We start from the raw sequence: 24,131 nt of genomic DNA on the forward strand, positions 1-24,131 counted from the left end.
GAGTTGCCGTAGAGCGGCGTTCGGGCAATCCGGCCTCAGCCCTTTATTTGTCGGCTGATTTCTGAAAAGGTCGAAGACCTCTAGGATCAAGGCAACAAGGGATTGGAAGCCCTGATTGGTAGGGAATTGAAGGCTGATCCTTTCGGATCGATTAGATTTACGATGCTGACGCCAGTTTTCGGCGCCACCTGCATCATTTGAGAACACAACGCAGGCCGCTAGATTTTACAGGCCGCGAGGGGGTTAGTTGGGAAAGGTGGACCGTGCTGTTGAGCGCGGGGTTTGAGATGAGTCACGATTTACAAGAAATTGATGCCGATGTGTTGGGCGCGGATTTGTCGCGCGAAGATCGGTTTTACCGGCAGCTGTATTTGATCCGCCGGTTTGAACAGAAATTGTTAGAGCTGTTTACCAACAACATGCTGGCGGGCACGACCCATACCTCGCAGGGGCAGGAAGCCAATGCGGTGGCAATTATGGAAGCGCTGAAGCTGGACCGCGACATGGTCTGGTCCAACCACCGGTGTCACGGGCATTTCCTGTCCTATTGCGGCCAAAGCTATCGCCTGTTTTCTGAAATTCTGGGCCGCCGCACCGGGGCTTGTGGTGGCCGTGGTGGCTCACAGCATCTGCACTGGCGCAACTTCTACTCCTCCGGCATACAGGGCGGTTTCGCGGCGGCGGCTGTTGGCGCGGCGCTCGCTGAAAAGGATAAGGGCGCGATCAGCTGCATCTTCATGGGCGACGGCACGATGGGCGAAGGCTCGGTCTATGAGGCGTTGAATTTCGCTTCGCTTTTGTCGGCGCCCGTCCTCTTTGTGGTCGAGGACAACGGCATTGCCCAAACAACTCCGAAAGAGCTGGGCGTCGCGGGTTCCATCACTGACCGAGCGCGGGCTTTTGGGATCGACTGTCACCATCTGGCCAGCACGGATGCGGACGAGATCTTTGCAACGGTCAACCCGATCGTGGACCAGATCCGCGCCACCGGCCGTCCGGCGTGGCTGCATCTGGAAACCGTCCGCCTTGGCCCGCATTCCAAAGGAGACGACACGCGCGACGAGGATTTCGTGGCCGAGCTGCAGAAAAGAGATCCCTTGACCGTGTATCGCGACCGCGTCGGCGACCCCGGCGCGCTGGAAGCATGGTGCGACGACCACATCGCACACGTCCTGGATCTGGCTTTGAAGGATGACGTCGCATGCGTGTCGTAGAAGAACTTCGGGACAGCCTGTTTGGCATCGTCGAGCGCGATCCCTCGACGATCGTGCTGGGCGAGGATTTGCTAGATCCCTATGGCGGGGCGTTCAAGGTCACGCAGGGGCTGTCTGATGCCTACCCAAACAACGTGATTACGACTCCGATTTCAGAGGCCGGTCTGGTCGGTGTCGGTCTGGGCATGGCTTTGCGCGGGCGCACTGTGCTGGCCGAGATCATGTTCGGGGATTTCCTGACCCTGACCACGGATCAGCTGATCAACCATGCCGCCAAGGTGAAATGGATGTTCAACGACGCGGTGGATGCAAGCCTTGTGGTGCGCACGCCCATGGGCGGCGGGCGCGGCTATGGTCCGACCCATTCCCAAAGCATCGAGAAGCATTTCTGCGGTGTCCCCGGTCTGACCGTCATGGCGGTGAACCAGTTTCAAAGCCCGGGCGCACTGCTGAAAGAGGCCGCTGAACTGGGCAGTCCGGTTCTGTTTATCGAAAACAAGATCATGTACTCGAAACTGGTCGAGCCGGACCGGCTGGTCACCTATGACCGCCCCGACGCTGTGATCCTGACCTATGGCGGCGTGACCGAGTTCTGCGTGCAGGCGGCCGAGCGTCTTCTTGAGGACGAAGAGCTGACGGTCGAAGTCGTGCCGGTGCAGCATCTGTCCCCCATGCCTGCTGATCTGATCCGGGCCGCAGCCGCCAAATCGGGCCGCATCTTCACGGTCGAGGAAGGCACGGAAAGTTGGGGCTTCGGCGCGGCTGTGGCCGAAGAAATCCTGTCGGCGGGCATCACGCCGCGCCACTTCCAACCCATCGCCGCCGATCCCACCGCCATCCCAAGTGCGCGCAACTGGGAGCTGGAAATCCTGCCCAGCGTCGACAAGATCGAACGCGCAATCGTCGCCTCGTTTTAAGGAAAGATCATGGCACTTATCGACATCATGACCCCTCGGGTGAACGCAAACGAAGACGAGGTTCTGGTGGCAGAACTGCATGTCGCGGTGGGCGATCAGGTTGACGTAGGCGATCTTCTGATCTCGGCGGAAACGACGAAGGCCTCGGTTGATATCGAGGCAACACACGCGGGCACGGTGTCCAAGATCAACGGCAAGAAAGGCCGGATGATCGCCAGTGGCAGCGTGATCGTGGTCATTGATACGGGCGGCGACAGTGCCGCAGCGGGCGACGATGCAAGCGGGGCTGATGGTGGCAGCGCCGAGGTGAAAGTGACCACCAAAGCCCGGCTGCGGGCCGAAGAGCTCGGGGTCGATCTGGACACGGTCGCCCCCAAAGCCGGGCGCATCGGCGTGGCCGAGGTCGAGGCCGCTGCGGGCAAGGGCCCGGATGGTGGACCTCAGGTCACTGCCATGCAAGCCGTTCTGGTCGGAGGCGGCGGGCACGGTGCCACGATTGGCGAGATTGCGGTTGCCTGCGGCTGGGATCTGATCGGTGCGGTGGACGGCAAACTTCCGAAAGGGACGCACGTCATCTCGGGGGTCGAGGTGATCGACACAGATGATGCGCTGCAGTCGCTTTATGACAGCGGTGTGCGGGTCGCGTTTGTCGGGATCGGCGGGGCGACCTCGTCCGAGACGCGACAGGCCGTGTTTGAGAAATTGCAAGCAATTGGTTTCATTTTGCCACCATTGGTGCATCCGACTGCCCATTTCGGCGCGGATGTGAAACTGGGGGCAGCAAGCTATGTGCTGCCCAACGCGATGGTCGGACCGCGTTGCCGGATCGGGGCGAATGTGATCGTGAACTCATCGAGCACCGTCGCGCATGATTGCGTTGTGGGTGACCATGCGCATCTGACCCCTGCGGCCATTTTGGCGGGGAACGTCCGGATTGGGGCGAGCAGCGTCATAGGCATGGGCGCGTCCGTTCTGTTCGGTGTCGAGGTGGGGCGGGGCTGCCTGATCCACAACAACGTCTCGGTCCTGATGGATGTGCCGGACTTCACGGAACTGTCGCTGGAACACGCGCCGAAACACCGGGATTTGGATGCGTAGGTTCGGGGGATGTGATCCCGTTTTGCGAGGTTTCGTGTAGTCTTCAAGCGGCCATGGTGTTCGCGCGGCAATTCCCGGATTAGGTGAGAAGCAGGTCGTTCCTTAACTCACCCTCGGCTTCGGATTGCATTTGGCGTCGTGCCAAACCAGCGGTTGAAGGCGCGGAAAAACGCACTGGGTTCGGCATAGCCCACCTGACGGGCGATCTCGGTCACGGGTAGGTCGGTCTTTTTCAGAAGCGAGATCGCCAGATTGCGGCGACGCTCTTCTTTAATCTCTCCAAAGCTCTGGCCTTCCTCCTTCAGCCGCCGATGCAGCGTTGACGTCGATATGCCAAGCTTCGCGGCCATCGCGTCCACGCTGTCCCAGGCGTCTATTGTGCCCGCTGACAGTTCTTTGATGATCTGCGCCTTGATACCGTCCCCGTGGCGATAGCCAGTCAGGAAGGCGGTCGGCGCGGACTTCAAAAACCGCTTCAATGCGCGGTCAGATCGGTTGATCGGCTTGCGCAAGTATTTCCGTTCAATCACCATCTGAGCGCAATCCGCGTTGAACTGGACGGGCACCCCGAAAAAGTCGCCGTAGTCGTTGGTCCATGCGGGTTCGGCACAGGGAAACTGGATGTGCCGAATGGGGATGCGCGAGCCGATCAGCCAGCAATTCAGCGAATGCAGAATGGTGAAATAGAGCCGGTACGAGAAGGCCGATTTGACCGGGCCATGTTCGGACAGCGAGACGATGGCCTGTCGGCCCTCGATGCTTAGCTTGCCCGCCGGATCCTCCAAAACGATCGTCAAGAAACGCAGCGCGCGCGCCATCGCGACCTCAAGGGTAGGGGCGTGGCGGGTGGCATGACCCAGAATAGTAAAGCTGCCCGGGCGCATGGGGCGGGCGGCAAGGCCGAAGAACTCGTCCTGCATGCGAAAGGACAGCTCCAACCAGATCTTACCGAACTGAGCCGCTGTTAGCTGGCTTAGATCCTCGGGCGTGATGCCAAGGCTGCCCAGCAGGGCGTCCATATCTACCCCGGCGTTGCGCCCACAGTCGATCGCTTCGTTCACGAATGCGCGGGGGATGGTGCTGGTTTCCGGCATGGCATTTCCTGTCAGTTATGTGAAATATACTGGCATCGCTTACAACTTTCTTCAATTGTATAGTCCCGATCCAACCCGCCCGGATTCGCCGTGGGCCAAGACCAGTCGGCAGATAGGAGACATGACATGCTTGACGAAACCCAATCCGCCATTCGCGACATGGCTGCGCAGTTCGCTCAGGACCGCCTGTGGCCCGGCGCGGAAGAACGTGATCGCACCGGCAACTTCCCCCGCGAACAGCTGACCGAAATGGGCGAGCTGGGCTTTCTGGGCATGCTGGTCCCGGAAGAATATGGCGGGATCGAACTGGACTCTGTGACCTATGCCAGCGTGGTCGAGGAAGTCGCCGCAGGTGACGGCGCTTGTTCCACTATTCTGTCGGTTCACAGCTCGGTCGGCTGCGGCCCGATCGTGAAATACGGCACCGAAGAGCAGAAGCAGAAATACCTGCCGAAATTGGCAAGCGGTGAATGGATCGGTGGCTTCGCCCTGACCGAGCCGCAGGCCGGGTCGGACGCTTCGAAACTGCGCACCACTGCGGTTCTGGACGGCGATCACTATGTGCTGAACGGTGCGAAGCAATTCATTTCTTCGGGTAAGAACGGCAAGGTGATCATCGTGTTCGCCGTGACCGATAAGGATGCCGGATCGAAGGGCATCAGCGCCTTTATCGTCGAGACCGACACCCCCGGATACGAGGTCGTGCGGGTCGAAGAAAAGCTGGGTCTGCATTCGTCGGACACCTGCCAGCTGTCGTTTGAGGACATGCGCATTCCCAAGGAAAACCTGCTAGGCGCTGAAGGCGAAGGCTATAAAATCGCCCTAGCGAACCTTGAGGGCGGGCGCATCGGGATTGCCTCGCAAGCGGTTGGTATGGCGCGGAAATCGCTGGAGCTGGCCATCGAGTATGCGCAGGAGCGCAAGGCGTTCGGCAAGGAAATCGCTCAGCACCAAGCGGTTGGGTTCCGTCTGGCGGATATGGCCACAAAGGTCGAAGCCGCACGTCAACTGGTGCAGCATGCCGCCCGCCGTCGTGACGCTGGTTTGCCCGCGCTGCGTGAAGCCTCGATGGCGAAACTGTTCGCCACGGAAATGGCGGAAGAGGTCTGCTCGGCTGCGATCCAGACCTTTGGCGGCTATGGCTATCTGAGCGACTACCCGGTCGAACGGATTTACCGCGATGTCCGCGTGGCGCAGATCTATGAAGGCACCAGCGACATTCAGCGCCTTGTGATTGCGCGGGATCTGATCGCCAACCCCGGCCCGCGTTAATATCTTAGGGATAGTGGCGCCATGTCGAACGACATGGCGCCTCGCTTTACACCTGAAGCGCCAAGGCCAGTTGATTTTGGCGCTCGATCACTCTGGGAAGGTCGACTGTAGCCATCTGACCATCCCGCACGATCTGCCGCCCTTCGACGAACAGATGTTTGACCCGTGTGGGACCGGCAAGAAGCAGGGCGGCGGGATCCCAGCTGCCTGCACTTTCGATACCGGACACGTCCCAAACCGCGATGTCCGCCCGTTTCCCAACGGCCAGCCGTCCGCAATCAGGACGCCCAAGAACATCCGCACCGCCGCGGGTGGCGATCTCAAGCGCTTCGCGCGCGGACATGGCGTCGGCTCCGTTGACGACCCGCTGCAACAGCATGGATTGCCGCGCTTCCAAGATCAGGTTCCCCGCATCATTACTGGCGGATCCATCGACACCCAGCCCCACCGGTACACCCGCATCGCGCATCTGACGCACCGGCGCGATCCCGCTGCCCAACCGGCAGTTCGAGCATGGGCAATGCGCGACACCGGTCTTGCTGCGGGCAAAGAGGTCGATTTCCTGCCCATCCAGTTTCACGCAATGGGCGTGCCAGACGTCGTCGCCGGTCCAGCCAAGATCCTCGGCATATTGACCGGGGCGGCAGCCGAACTTTTCCAAAGAATAGGCAATGTCTTCGTCGTTTTCTGCCAGATGGGTATGCAGCATGACGCCCTTGTCCCGCGCCAGTAGGGCGGCGTCGCGCATCAGGTCTCGGCTGACAGAAAATGGCGAGCACGGCGCAAGACCCACACGCACCATCGCGCCCTCGCGATCATCGTGGAACGCATCGACCACGCGGATCGAGTCCTCCAGAATGGCGGCCTCTTTCTCGACCAGACTGTCGGGGGGCAATCCCCCGTCGCTTTCCCCAATGCTCATCGATCCGCGCGTTGGGTGGAAGCGCAGCCCGACCTCTTGCGCGGCGGCAATCGTGTCGTCCAGCCGGGAACCGTTGGGGTAGAGATACAGGTGGTCCGAACTAAGCGTGCATCCGGACAGCGCCAGTTCAGCCAATCCCACTTGCGCCGATATGAACATCTCTTCCGGCCCAAAACGGGACCAGATCGGATAGAGCGTCTGAAGCCAGCCAAACAGCAAAGCATCCTGTCCGCCCGGCACCGCGCGGGTCAGGGTTTGATAGAGGTGATGGTGCGTGTTCACCAGACCGGGCGTCACCACGCAGCCACGCGCGTCATGGATGTCGCCGTCGCTTGTTAGCCCGGTGCCGATTTCGGTGATAACACCATCGCGGACCCGGATATCCGCACCCTTCAGCTCGGTCCGAGTGTCATCCATCGTCAGGATGCTATCGGCATTTCGAAGTAGAATTTCGGTCATGTTTGCCCCTTTTGATCAGCCCGTCTCAGAAGGGATTGGTAGAGGCGATGGAAAACGGGGCAAGAACCGCCTCTGCCATGACAATAAGCTGGAAAGCGCGGGCTGTGTCAAATCGCAATCCAGGCGCCTGCATTCAGGTAGTCGCTTCAAAACGCCGCGATGTGGGCGGCGCTGAACTTGCCCCGAAACACCATAAAATCGCCGCAAGGCTTGACAGCTTAGCCTTGCTGCCGCGATCTTAGGGGAAGAACATTTGATCGAAGCGGGGGCTTCAATTGACATAATACGTTTGTTTTACTTGCGTGATACGACCTGCATTTTCACGTCGTTTACCTGCGCATCAATAAGGGGTGCTACTATCCTATGCATTTCAAGGATATTGATTTCATCATAATTGGGGCCGCAAAATCGGCCACCACATGGCTGCAGCAGCAGTTGCAAGCGGATCCTGCCGTTTACATGCCGGACCCGGAACTTCACTATTTTTCAAGAGAGTATAGTCGCGGGCAGGATTGGTATTTTTCCCATTTCGATGACGCGCAGCGTGATCGGGTTGTCGGGGAAAAGTCCAACTCCTATCTCTACGAACCTGATGCAGCGACCCGGCTGCACCAAGATCTTCCTCACGTGAAGCTGATTGCGCAGTTGCGCAACCCGGTTGAGCGCGCTTATTCAAGTTATTGCATGCGGTATAGGCGTGGCGAAGTTGGGGCGGATATCGAAAACTATCTGGATCCGGCTTTGGGTGAGAACCTGAAATACATGATCTCGGGGAAGTTCGCGTCGCATTTGAACGCCTTTATTGATCTTTACGGTCGGGATCGGCTTCTCATTTTATTCTTCGAAGGTGTGGCACAAGACCCAGAGAGACAGATGTCGCTGGTTCGATCCCACCTTCGCCTGCCACAACGCCCGCTTTCAGAATTGGATCGCGGAAAGGTGAAAGACAAGAAAGCCCCGACTGTATCACCCCGTTTGCGCAAAAGCCTGTCATGGCTGAAGCCGATTGTGCGCCCCTTGCGTGGGACGTCCGGGTTTGAGGCCGCGCGCGGGTTGATCACCAATGAGATCCAGTATCCGAAAATGACAGACGAGCTGCGCCATCGTCTGAACGATTACTACCATCCCTCTATCGAGGCGTTGGAACAGATGAGCGGTCAGTCGCTGGATCATTGGTATGGATCAGCGGATCGAGCCAGCTGATGGAACATGCGACGATGTGTAGAAGCTCATGTTGGGTCGATGGCTTTGGTGGATTGCCCGTAGATCTGGGATGTTCAAACAGAAACGAATTTTGCGAGCGTTCGAAAAAGCAAGGAGGAAGAGTGGAGGCGTAACGCCTTTCGCTTAGTGATATGAAAAAGTTTATTATTACCGGTATTCAGATGCGGAACAAAGGCTCTCAGGCCATGTTCCTGACCTTATGCTACGGCTTGAAAGCTATTTACAAAGACTGCGAAGTCGTTGGTTTTTCGAACAAGTATGACGCGCCTGAGCAATATGCGTTCAAGTTGTTGCCCTATGATGATTACACGCGTCTGGTGTTTAAATACCAGTTGCACAAGGTGCCACTGCTAGAGCCGCTGCTTACGCGTTTTGCCGGGCAAAGACGCAAGACCGACAAATGGAACGGTAAGGTCGCCGAAATGGACAAGGCGCTGAGAGAAGCGGATGCCATTTTCGATGCAAGCGGCTACACGCTCGGCTCTGGCTGGCCCAAAGGTGGCGGAGAAATGTTGCTGCAGACGATAGGTCTTGCGAAACGGTACAACAAAAAAATCGTGCTGATGCCGCAAAGTTTTGGCCCTTGGGACTGGGATGATGGCGGCGATAACGAGGCCTTTCTGGAAAAAGTCAAAAGGGAACTGTCTTACGCCACCAAGATATATCCGCGTGAAAAAGAAGGCTATGCGTGCCTGAAGTCTCTGGGCCTCGACAATGTCGAGTTATCGACAGATATGGTTATCCGAGAGAAGTTATTCCCAACACCCGAAGAGATTTACGCCTCATATGATAAGGACGAGTCTGGCTACCCCGATGAAGGGTCAGTTGGATTTATTATCAATGAAAACGTCTTCAGGATCGGTGATGCAGGCGCGGTTTTTGATCTTTATGCCAAGGCGCTGGACCGATTGGTCGATAAGGGCGAGAAAGTATACATTCTGAACACGTCCACAGCGGACGATCACCTTGTTGAAAATGTTCTTAAGATTACGAAAAATCGGGACAAGGTCAGTATCATTACCAAAGAATACGCCAGCCCCGAGCTGATCGGGATCATCGGGCGTTTTAAATACATTGTTGCATCGCGCTATCACTCGGTGGTGTTCGCGTACAGAAGCGGCGTTCCCGTTATCATTCTAGGGTGGGCCAGCAAGTATACTGATCTTGCGGAACACTTTGGCCAGCAGGACTATGTCTTTGATATCAGAAATCCCGGTGTCGACCTGATGGTCGAGAAGATCGACAAGTTGAGTGAGGACCATGCGCGTGAATCTCGCCGTATCCTTGATCGTCTTGAGGCTCTTCAGGCCACGTCGGTGGTAAAGGATGCCCTTGACGCCTTGAAAGGTTGAGCGTCGCTCGCAGCTGCGCATATGGCTTTGCCATCTGCGGTGGGGCCTGATCGGAAAGATGTGTGGGGCGTGCTCACCACCTCAGCGACGGATGTCCTTCGAGGCGTTGCTATTGCGGCGTGGATGATGCGTTCCCGAGCGGTGTTTTCGACGTGCTTTGGCGCCATGAGGGGTCGAATGCAGGTCGATACAGTTTCCGAGAAGACGGCCACCGGCGAGTGGTGCCGGTGGCTGAACACCATTACTCCCCTCACTCATACGTTGAGACTTATCGGGAACGTATTTGTCAAAAATTGGGCGCAATGTGGTTGACCTAACGTAAGCGTAAACTCCAATTGGAACCGCCATCGGCCTTGTGAACGCGGACCCACGCCGATGTTACGGCCCAGGTCGCCCTATCCGCGAACTAGCCATAGCGCCATTCAAAGTAGCGCTCTTTCAACGCTTCCCAGTAATACACTGTGTCTGCGGCCAAGGGTCCGAACACGGATCCATTCCATGTCAGCCCATAGGGATCCAGCACCGCGTGGCGCTGGCCGTCGTCGACAATCGCCTCGGCGATCAGGCGCCCGACAAGGGGTCCGACATTCACGCCGTGACCGCCAAGCCCAGTGGCCGCCCAGACCCCATCGTGCAGCTCGCGCAGATAGGGCATCCGGTGTCGCGCATAGCCCAGAAGGCCGCTCCACGTCGCGTCGATTTTGACATCTGCGAGCTGCGGAAAGACCGAGGTGAAGGCGCGGCGCATCTGCTGTTCCAGATTTGCAGGCTCCAGCGCCATTCCCGTCATGCCACCACCCCACAAAAGCCGTCCGTCCGGCGTGATACGGAAATAGTCGCAGGCCATCCGCGTGTCGACAATGGCCGCGCTGGTGGGGATCAGCGCATGCGCCAGATCGCCAAGGGGCTCGGTAACGGTCACGAAGGTGCCGATAGGCAAAAGGTTGCGCTGCAAACGCTTGGAAAACCCGTCCACCATCCCGCCTTGGCACAGGATGACGGTTTCACACTGCACCGATCCCGCTTGCGTCGTCACCAGATGCCCCGCCCCCTGACGCGCCATCGACACCGCACGGGTGTTTTCAAAGATGCGCCCACCAAGGCGCTGCGTTTCCCGGGCAAGGCCAAGGCAATAGTTCAGCGAATGGGCATGAAAGCCCTGCGGGTCATAGACGCCATCAAAATAGCGATCCGTGCGTACCATTTCGCGCAGTTTCTCGGTCGGGACATACTCCACCGGATAGCTATAGGCATCGGTCTTGTGTCGGGCCGCATCCTGCATCCCCTGCGCGTCGCGATAGCGCGATACTGACAGGGCTCCGGGCCGTATTTCCACACCGGGCAAGGCGAGTGTCTGGGTGTACTCTCGGAAGATCTCGACCCCTTCACGGGATAGGTCAAAGATTTGCCTCGCGGTGTCCAAGCCGCGTTTCTTTTCAATGGCAGAGCCACTGGCGGCAAAACCCGGGGTGACGACGCCTCCGTTGCGGCCACTGGCGCCCCACGCGATCTGATCGGCCTCCAGCAGCACCACCGACTTCCCCGCCTTGGTCAGTTCATAGGCCGCGCTGACGCCCGCGATGCCGCCACCGACGATGCAGATATCGGCCTCGATCCGGTCGGACAGGGGGGCGGCGTTCAGCGGCGGCTCCATCGTGCGCGTATAGTAGGTGTCGCGGTAAGAGGGGCCGAAGCCGTCCGTCCGGGTCTGTGTCATTGAGGCGTCCTGTTGATCCATGTGCCACGCCGAGCCACCTTGCGTCGGAGGCGCAGGCCGCTCAAGCTTAAAAACGACACGGCGAGAATTTCGACACGGCCAATCTGTCGCGCTCTTGTGAAGGTCCGGACAGTGGCCATTTTGCGCGGGCTCAGGTATCGCCTTAGGTATCCGTTATTAAGGTGATCTGTGATGCAATCTCAGCCGGTTCTGACGAAAGACCTTGTGATGATCGGGGGCGGTCATGCCCATGCGCTGGTGCTGCGCATGTGGGGGATGAAGCCCTTAGCAGGCGCGCGGCTGACGCTGATCAACCCGGCCCCGACGGCGCCCTATTCGGGGATGCTGCCAGGCCATATTGCTGGGCATTATACGCGCGAGGCATTGGACATTGATCTGATCCGGTTGGCACGGTTTGCGGGCGCACGGTTGGTGATCGGTCATGCCACCACGATTGATCCGGTGGCCAAGACCGTGACCGTCGAGGGCGGGCGCGAGATTGGGTATGACGTGGCCTCGATCGATATCGGGATCCATGCGCAGATGCCGGATATTCCCGGGTTTTCCGAGCACGCGTGCGGTGCCAAGCCCTTGGACGTCTACGCGGCGAAATGGCAGGGTTTCTTGCAGGCTGTCGCGGAGGGTGAGGCCGCGCCTCATGTGGCCGTCATCGGAGCGGGTGTCGCTGGTGTCGAGCTCGCCTTGGCGATGTCCCATGCGCTGCGGGATCGCGCCGACAGGAAGGTGCATCTGATCGAGGCTGGCGACGATATCACCGCCCGCGCCAAGGCGGCGCGTGGTCCGTTGCGGGCAGCGCTGCGTGACTTGGGGGTCGCGCTGCATGTGAAGGCCTCGGTCGCGCGGATCGACGCGGATCGCGTGGTCTTGGCGGATGGCGCGACACTGGACAGCCAGTTCACCGTCGGGACAGCGGGCGCATTCGCGCATGGCTGGCTGCAAGAAACCGACCTGCCGCTGACGCCGGATGGTTTCATTCCGGTCGGGCCGGATTTCCAAGTGCCGGGGTATGACGGGCTGTTTGCCGTGGGCGATTGCGCCGAGATGCTGCATGATCCGCGCCCCAAAGCAGGGGTGTTTGCGGTGCGGGCGGCACCGGTGCTGGCGCAAAATTTGCGGGCTGCGTTGGCGGGAGGGGCCATGACCCCCTTCAAGCCGCAAGCCGATTACCTGAAGCTGATCTCGATGGGCGGAAAACGGGCCTTGGCCGAGAAATGGGGGCGGGCGGTTGCGCTGCCCGGCCTGTGGCGCTGGAAGGATCACATCGATCAGAAGTTCATGCAGAAGTTCCGGGGCTATCCGGCCATGGCGCAGGCCCCGGAACCGCGCGAGCGTGCGCTGGGCGGGGACGCGGTCGATGCGGTGCCGCTCTGTGGGGGCTGCGGATCGAAAGTTGCGCCGGGAAGCTTGTCGCAGGCGCTTTCCAAATTGGACCAGCCTATGCCGGACGAGGTTTTAACGGGGCCGGGCGATGACGCCGCAGTGGTGCGCGTGGGCGGGGCGGTACAGGTCCTCACCACAGACCACTTGCGCGCCTTCACGGAAGACCCCGGCCTATTGGCGCGGATCACGGCGAACCATGCGATGGGTGATATCTGGGCAATGGGGGCGGTGCCGAAGACCGCGATGCTGTCAGTCATTCTGCCGAGGATGAGTGCCACGCTTCAGTCCCGCACGATGGACGAAGTTCTGGCGCAGATAAGCGCGTTCCTTGCCGATGAACAGGTGGCGCTGATCGGCGGGCATTCCAGCATGGGCGCCGAGATGACGATCGGCGTGTCCATGACCGGCCTCTTGCCCGAAGGTGCGCAGGCGCTGACCACCGCTGGGGCACAGCCGGGGGATCGGTTGATCCTGACCCGCCCAATTGGCTCTGGTACGCTGTTGGCCGGTGAAATGCAGGGGCGCGCGGACGGGCGTGATGTGGCGCGGCTGATGCAAAACATGGCGCGCTCGCAAGGGGACGAGGCGCGTCTGTTGCAGCCCTATGCGACGGCGATGACCGATGTGACAGGCTTTGGGTTGGCCGGGCATCTGATGGCGATCTGTCGTGCCTCGGGCGTCTCGGCCGCACTGGATCTCGCCTCCATTCCGACCCATCCGGGGGCCGAGGCATTGGCTGACGGTGGCGTACGCTCGACCATCCACGGCGCCAACCGCGATGCGGCACCTGTTTTCGGCGCCGAGGGCGCTAAGGGGCTGTTGTTGCACGACCCGCAGACGGCGGGGGGCTTCTTGGCCACGGTACCCGAGCGGGATGTGCAAGCCGTGCTGGAGGGGTTCGCAGCCGAGGGACGCACAGCCTATGTGATCGGCGAAGTGCAGGCGGACAGCCCGAGCATCTATTGCCGCTAAAACGCTGCGTTGTCCATTTGTGTGATCAGCTTGGCGGCGGTCTGGGCCAAGGTCGCGTCTGACAGATCGGGTAAAGCGATCTGTGTCGGCGCGGGGGCATCCTTGCGGGTGATGCGCCGATAGCGCGGGTCGTAATGCGTCTCGATCAGCCCCGCCGCCAACGCCTGCATATCGCCCGCGCGCGCCATCCCGTGCCACAGATCCACCTGCGCGCGCCCGTGATAGGACACGAGTTGCTCGAGAATGTCCTCAAGGCGCGCGGGATTTTCGATCAAGTCGTCATAGTCGCGCGCCAAATGTTCCGCGCGGGCGGGCAGGGGGGCGGACAGCTCGAACCGCGGGGCGCGGATCATCTTTTGCCACAGGCTGGGGGGCACAATCAGACGTCCGATCTTGTTGCTCTCAGCCTCGACAAAGACAGGGCGGGATGGATCGAAGCGGCTAAGCGTCATCGCCACTTGGCTTTCAAACCACTTCTGGCTGGGCTGCGCGGGGCCAACCAGACCAAATAACGATCCGCGATGGCTGGCAAGCTGTTCGAGGTCCAGAACCTGCGCACCTGCCGTGTCCAACGCATCAAGCAGGCGGGTCTTGGCGGTACCGGTGCCCCCGTCGATCAGGACCAGCATATGCGGAAGCGGGTCGTCATAGAGTAGTGCTTTCACCATCCGGCGATAGGATTTATACCCGCCTTCCAGTTGCTCTGCGCGCCAGCCGATCTGCGACAGGATCGATACCACCGAGCCCGAGCGCTGCCCGCCGCGCCAGCAATAGACCACGGGCTTCCAGCCGCCCGGACGTTCCGCCAGTTCGGTTTCCAAATGGGCTGCCACATTGCGGGCCACCAAGGCCGCGCCGATCTTGCGGGCCTTGAAGGGGCTGTCTTGCACATAGATCGTGCCGACCCGGGCGCGTTCTGCGTCGCTGAGCGCAGGCAGGTTGATGGCACCTGGGATATGATCCTCGGCAAACTCGGACGGGGCGCGCACGTCGATGATGTCATCCGCGTCCAACGCTGCAAAGTCTGCCAAAGTCTTGAGCTTCAGGGGCATCTGGATCCTCGTGGTTCTGCGATCCGGTGGTAAACCAGACCGCCGCGTGGCGCCAGAGCGTTCACGGGATGCACGTCTCATTATCTTAATATGCCCGAGGACGCTGTGAAAACTATGCTGGCATCCCTGTCGGGGGCTCGGGCTGCTTGGATAATCCAACCACCATTTCCGAATGGTATCGCTGAAAAACGCTCAGAAAACGGCGTGCACCATGCCTCTGCCCATTTTCGTGGGCTCTTTGTGCGCACACGATTGACATTTCCCGGCCCATGCCTGACCTCTGTCTGACGGATCAGGGAGGGGCACATGTTGGACAGCAAGTGGGAGTTCTGGGTGGATCGTGGCGGCACGTTCACCGACATCGTGGCGCGTGACCCGGATGGCGGTCTACAAAGCCATAAGCTCCTCAGCGAAAACCCCGAGCGCTACGCGGACGCGGCGGTGCAGGGCATTCGCGAGCTGTTGGGGCTTGAGGCCGGTCAGTCGATCCCGGACGGGGCGATTGCCTCGGTCAAGATGGGGACGACGGTGGCGACGAACGCGCTGCTTGAACGCAAGGGCGACGACACGCTGCTCTTGATCACCAAGGGCTTCGGGGACCTGCTGCGCATCGGTTATCAAACCCGCCCGCGCCTGTTTGACCTGCATATAAAACGCCCGGACTTGCTTTATGCGGCTGTCGAGGAAGTGGACGAGCGGTTGGACGCGGATGGCAATGTCCTGCATGGCATAGATGAAGCTGCCGTGCGGACGGTGCTTCAACACCATTTCGATACCGGCATCCGCGGCGTCGCCATCGCCTTCCTGCATGGCTATTTGAACCCGGTACATGAAGCGCAGGTGGCCCAGATCGCGCGCGACATCGGCTATACGCAAGTGTCCGAAAGCCACGCGGTCTCGCGCTTGTCGAAGCTGGTGAGCCGGGGCGATACGACCGTGGTGGACGCGTATCTGTCACCCATCCTACGCCGCTATGTAGAACAGGTCGCGGGGGCGCTGGACATTGGCACGGCTTGCGATCGTTTGCTCTTCATGCAGTCTAATGGTGGCCTGACCGATGCGGCGATGTTTCAGGGCAAGGACGCGATCCTGTCCGGCCCGGCTGGCGGCATTGTCGGCATGGTCAAAACGGGCGAGGTCGCTGGCTATGATCATCTGATCGGGTTCGACATGGGCGGAACCTCGACCGATGTCAGCCACTATGCAGGCAGCTATGAACGCAGTTTCGAGACCGAGGTCGCAGGCGTCCGCATGCGTGCACCGTTGATGGATATCCATACGGTTGCGGCGGGCGGCGGCTCGATCTGCCAGTTCCGCGATGGGCGTTTTCAGGTAGGCCCGGAAAGCGCGGGGGCGAACCCCGGTCCGGCGGCGTACCGCCGTGGTGGGCCGCTGACGGTCACCGATTGCAACGTCATGCTGGGCCGTCTGCAGCCCGCCCATTTCCCGCATGTGTTCGGCCCGAATGGCGACCAGCCGCTGGATGCGGATGTGGTGCGGCAGAAGTTCGAAACCCTCGCGCAAGAGATCGCGACGGAAACTGGCCAACCCGCGCAGTCGCCTGAGGACGTGGCGCGTGGCTTCCTGCGTATTGCCGTCGACAACATGGCCAACGCGATCAAGAAAATCTCGGTCGAGCGCGGGCATGATGTGACCCGCTATGTGCTGCAATGCTTCGGTGGGGCCGGGGGGCAGCATGCCTGTCTGGTCGCCGATGCGCTGGGTATGAAAACTGTATTTCTGCATCCATTCGCCGGGGTTCTGTCCGCTTATGGAATGGGGCTGGCCGAGATCCGGGCGCTCCGACAAGAGCAGTTCGACGCGGCACTTGAGGCCGAAGGCGAGGCTGCAACGCGGTTGCAGGCCTTGGCAGCCGATGCTGAGGCCGAGGTCGCGAAACAAGGCGTTACGGACATCCAGATCGAGCGCATTGCCCATCTGCGCTATGACGGCTCGCATCAGGCGCTTGAGGTGCCGTTTGGCGACGCTGCGCAGATGCGGACGGATTTCGAAGCCGCACATGACGCGCGCTTTGGCTTCCATTCGCCCGAACGCGCGATCCTGTTCGAGGTGCTGGCGGTCGAGGCGATCGGCACATCGGGCGAAGCCCCGCGCGGGCACGTCACCGGCGGGAATGATCAGCCCGACGACACTGTGCAGCTCTGCACCGAAGAGGGCTGGCAGGAGGTGCCGCTCTTTGACCGCGCAAACCTGTCGGCAGACGCCTGCATTTCTGGCCCAGCGATCATCCGTGAGCCCACCGGCACCAACATGATCGAACCGGGCTGGCAGGCGCGGCAAGACGCGCATGGCAACCTGATCCTTGAACGGGTCGAGGCGCTGGCCCGCGCCCATGCCGCAGGGACCGATGTGGACCCGGTGCTGCTCGAGGTGTTCAACAACCTCTTCATGTCGGTCGCCGACCAGATGGGGGCGACGCTGGCCAATACCTCGTGGTCGGTGAACATCAAGGAACGGCTCGATTTTTCCTGCGCGATCTTCGACGCTTCGGGCGATCTGGTCGCGAACGCGCCGCATGTACCGGTGCATCTGGGGTCCATGTCCGACAGCATCCGCACAGTGATGCGCGACAACGCCGGACAGGTGAAGCCCGGGGATGCCTTCGTGCTGAACAGTCCCTTTAATGGCGGCACCCACTTGCCGGATGTGACCGTCGTGACTCCGGTCTTTGTTGGTGACAGCATCGCCTTCTGGCTGGGTTCGCGCGGGCACCATGCGGATATCGGCGGGCGCACACCGGGCTCGGGTCCGCCCGACAGCACGCATATCGAACATGAAGGCGTGTTGATCGAGAACACGCGGCTGGTGGCCGAAGGGCAGCTTTTGGAAGACGATATGCGCGCGCTGCTGGCCTCGGGCCGGTATCCCTGCCGCAACATCGACCAGAACATGGCCGACCTGAAGGCACAGGTCGCTGCGAACGAGACCGGACGGCAGGCCCTCTTAGGCGTGGTCGATCACTACGGTCTGGAAGTTGTGCAAGCCTATATGGGCCACGTGCAAGCCAATGCCGAGGAAAGCGTACGCCGCGTCATCGACCGGCTGCGCGATGGGGCGTTCTCCTATCCGATGGATGGTGGGTCCGAAATCCGCGTGACCGTCAGCGTTGACAAGGCGACGCGGTCGGCCACAGTCGATTTCACCGGGACCTCGGATCAACAAGCGGGCAACTATAATGCGCCCCTGTCAATCAGCCGTGCGGTGGTGCTGTATGTATTCCGCACGCTGGTGGGCGCGGACATCCCGCTGAACGAAGGCTGTCTGGCACCGCTGAATATCATTGTCCCAGAAGGCACCATGCTGAACCCGCGCTATCCGGCGGCGGTGATTTCCGGCAATACCGAAGTGAGCCAAGCCGCCTGCAACGCGCTTTATGGTGCGCTGGGTGTGATTGCCGGATCGCAAGGCACGATGAACAATTTCATCTGGGGAAATGATGACTTCCAGAACTATGAAACCATCGCAGGGGGCACTGGTGCTGGGCCGGGTTTTGACGGCTGTGACGGGGTGCAAAGCCACATGACCAACACCCGCATGACTGATCCGGAAATCCTTGAGAAGCGCTTCCCCGTACGGCTCGAGGCGTTCACGTTACGTGCAGGTTCTGGCGGGGCAGGGCAGTGGCGTGGTGGCGACGGGGTTGTGCGCCGGCTGCGCTTCCTTGAGCCTGTGACGGTGACAACGCTTAGCTCGCACCGTGTGGTTCCGCCGTTTGGCGGTGACGGCGGCGCGCCTGGTCAGGTAGGTGTGAACACCGCTGAAAAGGCTGACGGCACCCGCATTCCGATGCCGGGCAATGGCGAGGTTGCGTTGGATCCCGGAGACCTGTTCGAGATGTGCACACCCGGTGGCGGCGGCTGGGGTAAACCTGCCTAACCCCTTGATGCAAAAGAAAACGGGCGCCGCGTTGGCGCCCGTTTCTGTTTACTTACCTTCCAGACAGGTGGCGATTGTCTCCGCTGTGCTCCACATCAGGTTCTCATAAAGCATCGGGTCGATCTCGATCGTGGATCCGGACGGGTCCAGCACCCCAGTACCTGCCCCGGCAGTTTTCGCCAGATCGAGTACCTGAGACACGCCTCGCTCAGGCTCCGAGAAGATGCAGGACACTTCGCCATGCTCGATTTGCTCGGCGATTTCGGCCAGCTGCGCGGCCGAGGGTGGGGCCGCATCGGTTTCGCGGATCGCGCCAAGGCTGTTCAGGTCATAGTGATCGGTGAAATAGCCAAACGCGTCGTGAAACAGGACGAAGCCTTTTTCGTGCACAGGCTCAAGCCGTGCCTTGATACGGGCGTCCAGCGCGGCGATCTTTTCCTGCGCCGCATGGGCGTTCGCGTGATAGCGCTCGGCGTTTGCCGGATCTAGTTCGGACAATTCTTCGGCGATCGCCTCCAGCCAGACCTGTGCATTCAGAGGCGACAGCCACGCGTGTTCATCTACGCCTTCGACATGCGCGGCATGGTCATGATCTTCCTCATGGCCGTGGTCATCGTGATCATGGTCGTGATCGTCGTGGGCATCATGCGCCTCGTCATTATGGTCCGCATGATCGTCATGTTCATCGTGGTCATGGTCATCATGGTCGTGATCCTCATGCATCTCGTCTTCATGAGACTCGTGGTCGTCGTGACCGTGATCGTGCCCGCCTTCGCGCAATACCGTGCCCGCTTCGGACAGCAGTGCCATGCTGTGACCCAGTGATGCGCCTTCGACAGCGCGCTCAAGCCACGGGGTCAGGGCCGGGCCAACCCAGATCAGAAGATCGGCGTCCGACAGCGACCGCATTTGCGATGGGCGCATTTGGAAGCCATGTGGATCCGCCCCTTGGGGCAACAGCAGTTCCGGCTCACCCACGCCGTCCATCACTTGCGCAGCAAGCGAATGGATTGGGGCGAAATCGGTCACGACTTTGGGCGTTTCGGCCATCAGCAAAGTCGGGCTGAGGCACAGCGCCATCGTGGTGCGGGTTAGGGTCATCGGGGCTTGCTCCGGATTTTGTGATGTTATATCATTTGAGGAAGGTGATAATATTACACAAAACAGGTGTCAACCCATGTCGGATCCCGCCAGCGCGTTTCACAGTCACGACCATTCCACATGCGCCAACGAGGCGCTGACCCGCGCCGAGGACATCTGTCGCGAGGCTGGCGCACGGCTAACACCGGTCCGACGCCGTGCGTTGGAGATTCTTTTGGAAGAGCATCGTGCGATGGGGGCCTATGATGTGTTGGAGCGTCTGGCCGAAGACGGGTTCGGAAGCCAGCCCCCCGTTGCCTATCGCGCTTTGGAGTTTCTTGTAGATCAAGGGCTTGCACACCGTATCCGGCGCCTGAACGCCTTTACGGCCTGCACGACACAAGGCTGCGATCACGCCCCGGCTTTCTTCATATGTCGGGTCTGCAAATCGGTGGCCGAGATCCCCGCGCAATCGCTGCGCACCAAGATTGATGAAGCCGGCGCAAGCCTTGGTTTCACCGTCGAGCGCGCCAATGTCGAAGCTCTGGGCCTGTGCCCCTCCTGTCAGGATGAGGCCGCCGCATGACATTGATCGAGGCGAAGGGCCTGACCGTGCGCCACGGTGCAAACACTGTGCTGGACAGGGTGAATATGTCTGTTGCGCCAGGCGAAATTGTCACCATCGTCGGCCCGAACGGGTCGGGCAAGACGTCGCTTCTGCGCGCGCTTCTTGGGCTGACCCCGTCCAAGGGGAAGGTCACGCGGAAGAGGGGGCTTGTGGTTGGCTATGTGCCGCAGAAACTTGCGCTGGACCCGACGCTCCCGCTGCCGGTGCGCGCGTTTTTGAACCTGCCCAAGGCACACGCACCGGATCAGATCGCGGCCATGTTAGAGCGTGTCGGCGTGCCGGGGCTTGCAACGCGCCAGGTGGCGGACTTGTCGGGTGGCCAGCTACAACGTGTCCTTCTGGCGCGCGCGCTTCTGGAAAAGCCTGATATCCTGATCTTGGACGAGCCGACACAGGGGCTGGACCAGATGGGCGAGGCAGGCTTCTATCGCCTGATTGAGGATGTTCGCCGTGAAACCGGTGTTGCCGTCCTGATGGTCTCGCATGATCTGCACGTGGTGATGAGCGCCTCGGACCGGGTGATTTGCCTGAACGGGCACATCTGCTGCGAGGGCAAGCCCCATGTGGTGCAGAACGCCCCCGAATATCGCGCGCTGTTTGGCCATGGCACGCAAGGTGCACTGGCGCTGTATCAGCACGCGCATGACCACGATCACGACGATGGCTGCGGGCATGATCACACACACGACGCCCCGAACGACGAGGTTGAACATGCTAGATGATTTCCTTGTCCGTGCGGTGCTGGCGGGCGTCGGTCTGTCCATCGCAACCGGCCCGTTGGGCGCTTTCGTCGTCTGGCGACGTCTGGCCTATTTCGGGGATGCCACGGCCCATGCCGCCATTTTGGGTGTGGCGCTGGCCTTGATCTTCTCGCTGCCGATCAGCCTTGGCACCTTGCTTGTCGCCTTGGCGATGGCAGGCGCGATCAGCTGGATGATGGCGCAGGGGCAGTCGCCAGACAGCGGGTTGGGCGTGTTGTCCTTTGGCGCATTGGCGACGGGTCTGGTCGCGATCTCGTTCGTGCCCGACGTCCGGGTTGATCTGTCCGCCTATCTGTTCGGCGACATCCTGACCGTCACACGATCCGATCTTTTGTTGATTTGGGGCGGGGCCGGTCTGGTTGCCGCAGTGATCGCGTGGCGCTGGTCTAAACTGCTGTTGTCGACGCTTAGCCCTGATCTGGCGGCGGCGTCCGGCGTTAAGCCGAACCGCGAAAGCCTTGTTATCACCGTAGCCATCGCGCTGGTGGTGGCGGTGTCGCTGAAGGTTGTTGGGGCGCTGTTGGTCTCGGCCATGCTGATCATCCCGGCAACAGCTGCACGACGTGTCTCGTCTTCTCCGGTGCAGATGGTGGTCGCGTCGGTACTGGTCAGCTGGGCGGCCAGCGGGGCGGGGCTTTGGGCGTCGCTACGGTTGGATACGCCTGCTGGGCCGTCGATCATCGTGGCTGCGGCGTTGATCTTTGTGCTGACAACCGGCTATAGGACGATCCGCAACCAATCCGTTTGATAGGAATGCCTTATGACGGCCACGCTGGATCGTGCCTTCGAGATCGCTGCAGAGCGAAAACCGCGCGTTGTCTTCCCCGAGATGGAAGATCCGCGTATCTCCGAAGCTGCTGCGCGACTGCATATCGACGGGTTGGCGCAGCCGGTTCCACTTGGCGATCTTGCCGAGCATCACGTCAATGCGCTGACGTCCAACCGAGAAATGCGCCGCTCCATTGCCGAGCGCCTGTTGCAACGGCCTTTGATGCGCGCGGCCGCCATGGTTGCGACGGGCGAGGCCGATTTATTGGTCGCAGGCGCCATTGCGCCCACCCGGCGCGTGATCGAAGCCGCGTCGATGGTGATCGGGTTGGAAGACGGCATCCAAACGCCCTCCAGCTATTTCTTGATGGTTCTTCCTGACGGGCAGGAGTTTATCTTTGCCGACTGTGCTGTGAACGTGTCGCCTTCGGCGCAGGAGCTTGCTGATATCGCCACGACAAGCGCCAAGACAGCCAGATCCCTTTTAGGTCAGGCGGAAGTTGCGCTGCTGTCTTTCGCGACCGGGTATTCCGGCGCAGGAGGGAGCGTCGAGAAAGTGCGTGAAGCCGCTTATATCGCGGGGGTCGCTGGCCCGCTGCAAGCAGATGCTGCCTTGGATATCGCGACCGCGCTGAAGAAACAGGCGGACATCAGCAATCGCGCCAATGTGCTGATTTTTCCGGATCTGGATGCGGGCAACATTGCCTATAAGCTGTTGGTGCAACTGGCAGGGGCGAAGGCCTATGGCCCGATCCTGCAGGGCTTCAGAAAGCCAATCTGTGATCTTAGTCGCGGTGCCACTGTGGACGAGATCATTGCGGCGACCGTTTTGTCGATTGCAGGTTCTGATGGGCAGTAGTGGCTATTCGGTATCACTGGCCTGTGCGGCGGTGACGGCGATCATGTGCAAGATATCCTCGGACGAACAGCCACGTGACAGGTCGTTGGCCGGTTTGGCCAGCCCCTGAAGGATCGGTCCAATTGCCTCGGCGCCGCCCATACGTTGGGCGATCTTATAGGCGATGTTGCCACTTTCCAGATTAGGGAAAATGAAGATGTTCGCGTTGCCGTGAAGGGGACTGTCTTCGGCTTTCCGCGCGGCGACGTCTGGTACAAAGGCCGCGTCGAACTGTAGTTCGCCGTCGATAATCAGATCTGGCGCGCGGGTGCGGGCAGTTTCTGTGGCGGTCACGACCTTCGACACTGCGTCGTGTTCGGCGCTTCCGCGGGTCGAGAACGATAGCATGGCTACGCGCGGTGTCTCGCCAATCAGGCGCTCGAATGAGTTCGCCGAGCTGAGGGCGATCTGCGCCATTTCGTCGGCTGATGGATCTACCACCAGCCCGCTATCAGCAAAGATCATCGCGCCCTTGCGATCGTGATGTTCCTTGCAGAACAGCATCAGGAAGAAGGACGACACAAGATTGGTGTCCGGCTTGGTGCCAATGATCTGAATGGCCGCGCGTACGATGTCTGCCGTGGTGGCAACGGCTCCGCCAACGGTGCCGTCTGCGTGCCCGGACTTCACCAGCAAAGCCGCAAAGATGTGGGGTAGATCGACATCTGCCTGTGCGTCTTCCGGGGTGACACCCTTATGCTTGCGCAAACTGTAAAACAACTCGGCCATCTCGTTGCGAAGGGGAGAGGTTGCTGGATCATGGATTTCGATCCCGTCGAGGATCTCAAGCCCTTGTGCTGCGAACTCGGCATGAATTGCTGCGGTGGTCCCAACAAGACCAATACGCGCAATCCCCTGCGAGACAGCCTGATACCCTGCCGTTACAGCACGTGGATCGCTGCCTTCAGATAGTACGATCCGCAGATTGGTGCGGGCGGCGTTCTTCAAAAGGGTCTCGAGCGGTTTCATCGGTGCCTCGGGATCAAGCAAGGGGGTGCCGGGATGTGGCCGGCAGATAACCGGGCGCGAGGGATCCCGCGCCCGGAAGTTTTCATCAAACCTGTTGCGGTTTCATGTCGTCTTTGTTGATGCCAGCGACTTTGACCGGCTTCTTCATCGCGTCGCGGCGGAAGGGTTCGCCCAGTTCCTGGTTGATCATCGCCTCGATCAGGGTGGTGATGCCGTTCTTCTGGTCTTCCACGGCCTGGCTCATCGCGGCGGTCAGTTCGTCCATTGTGCGGGCGACGACGCCTTTCAGGCCGCACGCGTTGGCGATGCCGGCGTAGGACACTTGCTGGTCCAGCTCGGTGCCGACGAAGTTGTCGTCAAACCACAGGGTCGAGTTCCGCTTTTCCGCACCCCACTGGTAGTTGCGGAAGACCACTTGGGTCACGGCGGGCCATTC

The 24,131-nt window shown here is 60.4% G+C and carries 19 protein-coding genes; 12 read left to right on the forward strand and 7 right to left on the reverse strand.

The window, feature by feature from the left end; translation table 11 throughout:
* Positions 1–287: 287 nt before the first annotated feature.
* Genes Q0677_RS09765 through Q0677_RS09775 form a run of 3 tightly spaced genes read left to right on the forward strand, consistent with a single transcriptional unit; the run spans position 288 to position 3,229 of the window.
* Entirely contained in the window at positions 288–1,214 is a 927-nt protein-coding gene (locus tag Q0677_RS09765; RefSeq protein ID WP_298909047.1) for a thiamine pyrophosphate-dependent dehydrogenase E1 component subunit alpha, read from the forward strand.
* Positions 1,202–2,131 (forward strand): transketolase C-terminal domain-containing protein, encoded by a 930-nt coding sequence (locus Q0677_RS09770; RefSeq protein ID WP_298909049.1) that lies wholly within the window; start codon positions 1,202–1,204, stop codon positions 2,129–2,131. The genes Q0677_RS09765 and Q0677_RS09770 overlap by 13 nt, the downstream gene beginning before the upstream one ends.
* A gap of 9 nt (positions 2,132–2,140) precedes the next feature.
* Positions 2,141–3,229 (forward strand): biotin/lipoyl-containing protein, encoded by a 1,089-nt coding sequence (locus tag Q0677_RS09775; RefSeq protein ID WP_298909051.1) that lies wholly within the window; start codon positions 2,141–2,143, stop codon positions 3,227–3,229.
* A gap of 107 nt (positions 3,230–3,336) precedes the next feature.
* Here Q0677_RS09775 and Q0677_RS09780 read toward each other — a convergent pair whose 3' ends face one another.
* Entirely contained in the window at positions 3,337–4,323 is a 987-nt protein-coding gene (locus Q0677_RS09780) for an AraC family transcriptional regulator (protein ID WP_298909054.1), read from the reverse strand.
* 126 nt (positions 4,324–4,449) lie between these two features.
* Between Q0677_RS09780 and Q0677_RS09785 the strand changes: the two genes are divergently transcribed.
* Positions 4,450–5,595: an acyl-CoA dehydrogenase family protein gene (locus tag Q0677_RS09785; protein WP_298909056.1), complete on the forward strand. Its 1,146-nt coding sequence runs from the start codon at positions 4,450–4,452 to the stop codon at positions 5,593–5,595.
* A 46-nt stretch (positions 5,596–5,641) separates the two neighbouring features.
* On the opposite strand, the gene Q0677_RS09790 is transcribed toward Q0677_RS09785, so the two are convergent.
* Positions 5,642–6,976: an 8-oxoguanine deaminase gene (locus tag Q0677_RS09790; protein WP_298909059.1), complete on the reverse strand. Its 1,335-nt coding sequence runs from the start codon at positions 6,974–6,976 to the stop codon at positions 5,642–5,644.
* A 363-nt stretch (positions 6,977–7,339) separates the two neighbouring features.
* Here Q0677_RS09790 and Q0677_RS09795 point away from each other — a divergent pair, with 363 nt between their 5' ends.
* Positions 7,340–8,179 carry a sulfotransferase gene (locus tag Q0677_RS09795; RefSeq protein WP_298909061.1) on the forward strand — a complete coding sequence of 280 codons (840 nt, stop codon included), beginning with the start codon at positions 7,340–7,342 and terminating at the stop codon, positions 8,177–8,179.
* 152 nt (positions 8,180–8,331) lie between these two features.
* Entirely contained in the window at positions 8,332–9,552 is a 1,221-nt protein-coding gene (locus tag Q0677_RS09800) for a polysaccharide pyruvyl transferase family protein (RefSeq protein ID WP_298909064.1), read from the forward strand.
* Positions 9,553–9,958: 406 nt separating this feature from the next.
* Here the strand turns inward: Q0677_RS09800 and Q0677_RS09805 are convergent, their stop codons facing one another.
* Complete coding sequence (locus Q0677_RS09805; RefSeq protein WP_298909067.1) at positions 9,959–11,269, reverse strand: FAD-binding oxidoreductase; 1,311 nt, start codon at positions 11,267–11,269, stop codon at positions 9,959–9,961.
* 192 nt (positions 11,270–11,461) lie between these two features.
* On the opposite strand from Q0677_RS09805, the gene selD reads away from it, so the two are divergent.
* On the forward strand, positions 11,462–13,642 hold the full coding sequence (gene selD / locus Q0677_RS09810; protein ID WP_298909070.1) for a selenide, water dikinase SelD: 2,181 nt from the start codon (positions 11,462–11,464) through the stop codon (positions 13,640–13,642).
* Here the strand turns inward: selD and mnmH are convergent.
* Entirely contained in the window at positions 13,639–14,694 is a 1,056-nt protein-coding gene (gene mnmH, locus Q0677_RS09815; RefSeq protein WP_298909073.1) for a tRNA 2-selenouridine(34) synthase MnmH, read from the reverse strand. The two genes, selD and mnmH, sit on opposite strands and share 4 nt — an antisense overlap.
* A 306-nt stretch (positions 14,695–15,000) precedes the next feature.
* On the opposite strand from mnmH, the gene Q0677_RS09820 reads away from it, so the two are divergent.
* Positions 15,001–18,591: a hydantoinase B/oxoprolinase family protein gene (locus Q0677_RS09820; protein ID WP_298909076.1), complete on the forward strand. Its 3,591-nt coding sequence runs from the start codon at positions 15,001–15,003 to the stop codon at positions 18,589–18,591.
* 48 nt (positions 18,592–18,639) lie between these two features.
* Here Q0677_RS09820 and Q0677_RS09825 read toward each other — a convergent pair whose 3' ends face one another.
* On the reverse strand, positions 18,640–19,692 hold the full coding sequence (locus Q0677_RS09825; RefSeq protein ID WP_298909079.1) for a zinc ABC transporter substrate-binding protein: 1,053 nt from the start codon (positions 19,690–19,692) through the stop codon (positions 18,640–18,642).
* Between the two features lie 76 nt (positions 19,693–19,768).
* On the opposite strand from Q0677_RS09825, the gene Q0677_RS09830 reads away from it, so the two are divergent.
* The 4 genes from Q0677_RS09830 to Q0677_RS09845 are packed head-to-tail and all read left to right on the forward strand — an operon-like array spanning position 19,769 to position 22,687.
* A complete protein-coding gene (locus Q0677_RS09830) occupies positions 19,769–20,257 on the forward strand; it encodes a Fur family transcriptional regulator (RefSeq protein ID WP_298909082.1) in 489 nt (162 codons plus the stop codon).
* Entirely contained in the window at positions 20,254–21,021 is a 768-nt protein-coding gene (locus tag Q0677_RS09835; RefSeq protein WP_298909085.1) for a metal ABC transporter ATP-binding protein, read from the forward strand. The genes Q0677_RS09830 and Q0677_RS09835 overlap by 4 nt, the downstream gene beginning before the upstream one ends.
* The gene (locus Q0677_RS09840; RefSeq protein ID WP_298909087.1) at positions 21,011–21,808 is read left to right on the forward strand and encodes a metal ABC transporter permease; all 798 of its coding nucleotides are present in this window, start codon (positions 21,011–21,013) and stop codon (positions 21,806–21,808) included. Before Q0677_RS09835 ends, Q0677_RS09840 begins: the two co-directional genes overlap by 11 nt.
* Positions 21,809–21,820: 12 nt before the next feature.
* On the forward strand, positions 21,821–22,687 hold the full coding sequence (locus tag Q0677_RS09845; RefSeq protein ID WP_298909089.1) for a phosphate acyltransferase: 867 nt from the start codon (positions 21,821–21,823) through the stop codon (positions 22,685–22,687).
* A gap of 3 nt (positions 22,688–22,690) precedes the next feature.
* On the opposite strand, the gene pta is transcribed toward Q0677_RS09845, so the two are convergent.
* On the reverse strand, positions 22,691–23,695 hold the full coding sequence (gene pta / locus Q0677_RS09850; RefSeq protein ID WP_298909090.1) for a phosphate acetyltransferase: 1,005 nt from the start codon (positions 23,693–23,695) through the stop codon (positions 22,691–22,693).
* An 85-nt stretch (positions 23,696–23,780) separates the two neighbouring features.
* The coding region (locus Q0677_RS09855; RefSeq protein WP_298909092.1) for a thiamine pyrophosphate-dependent enzyme at positions 23,781–24,131 on the reverse strand (351 nt) is incomplete at its 5' end.

It is taken from the genome of uncultured Aliiroseovarius sp. (assembly GCF_947492455.1).
Taxonomy (GTDB): domain Bacteria; phylum Pseudomonadota; class Alphaproteobacteria; order Rhodobacterales; family Rhodobacteraceae; genus Aliiroseovarius.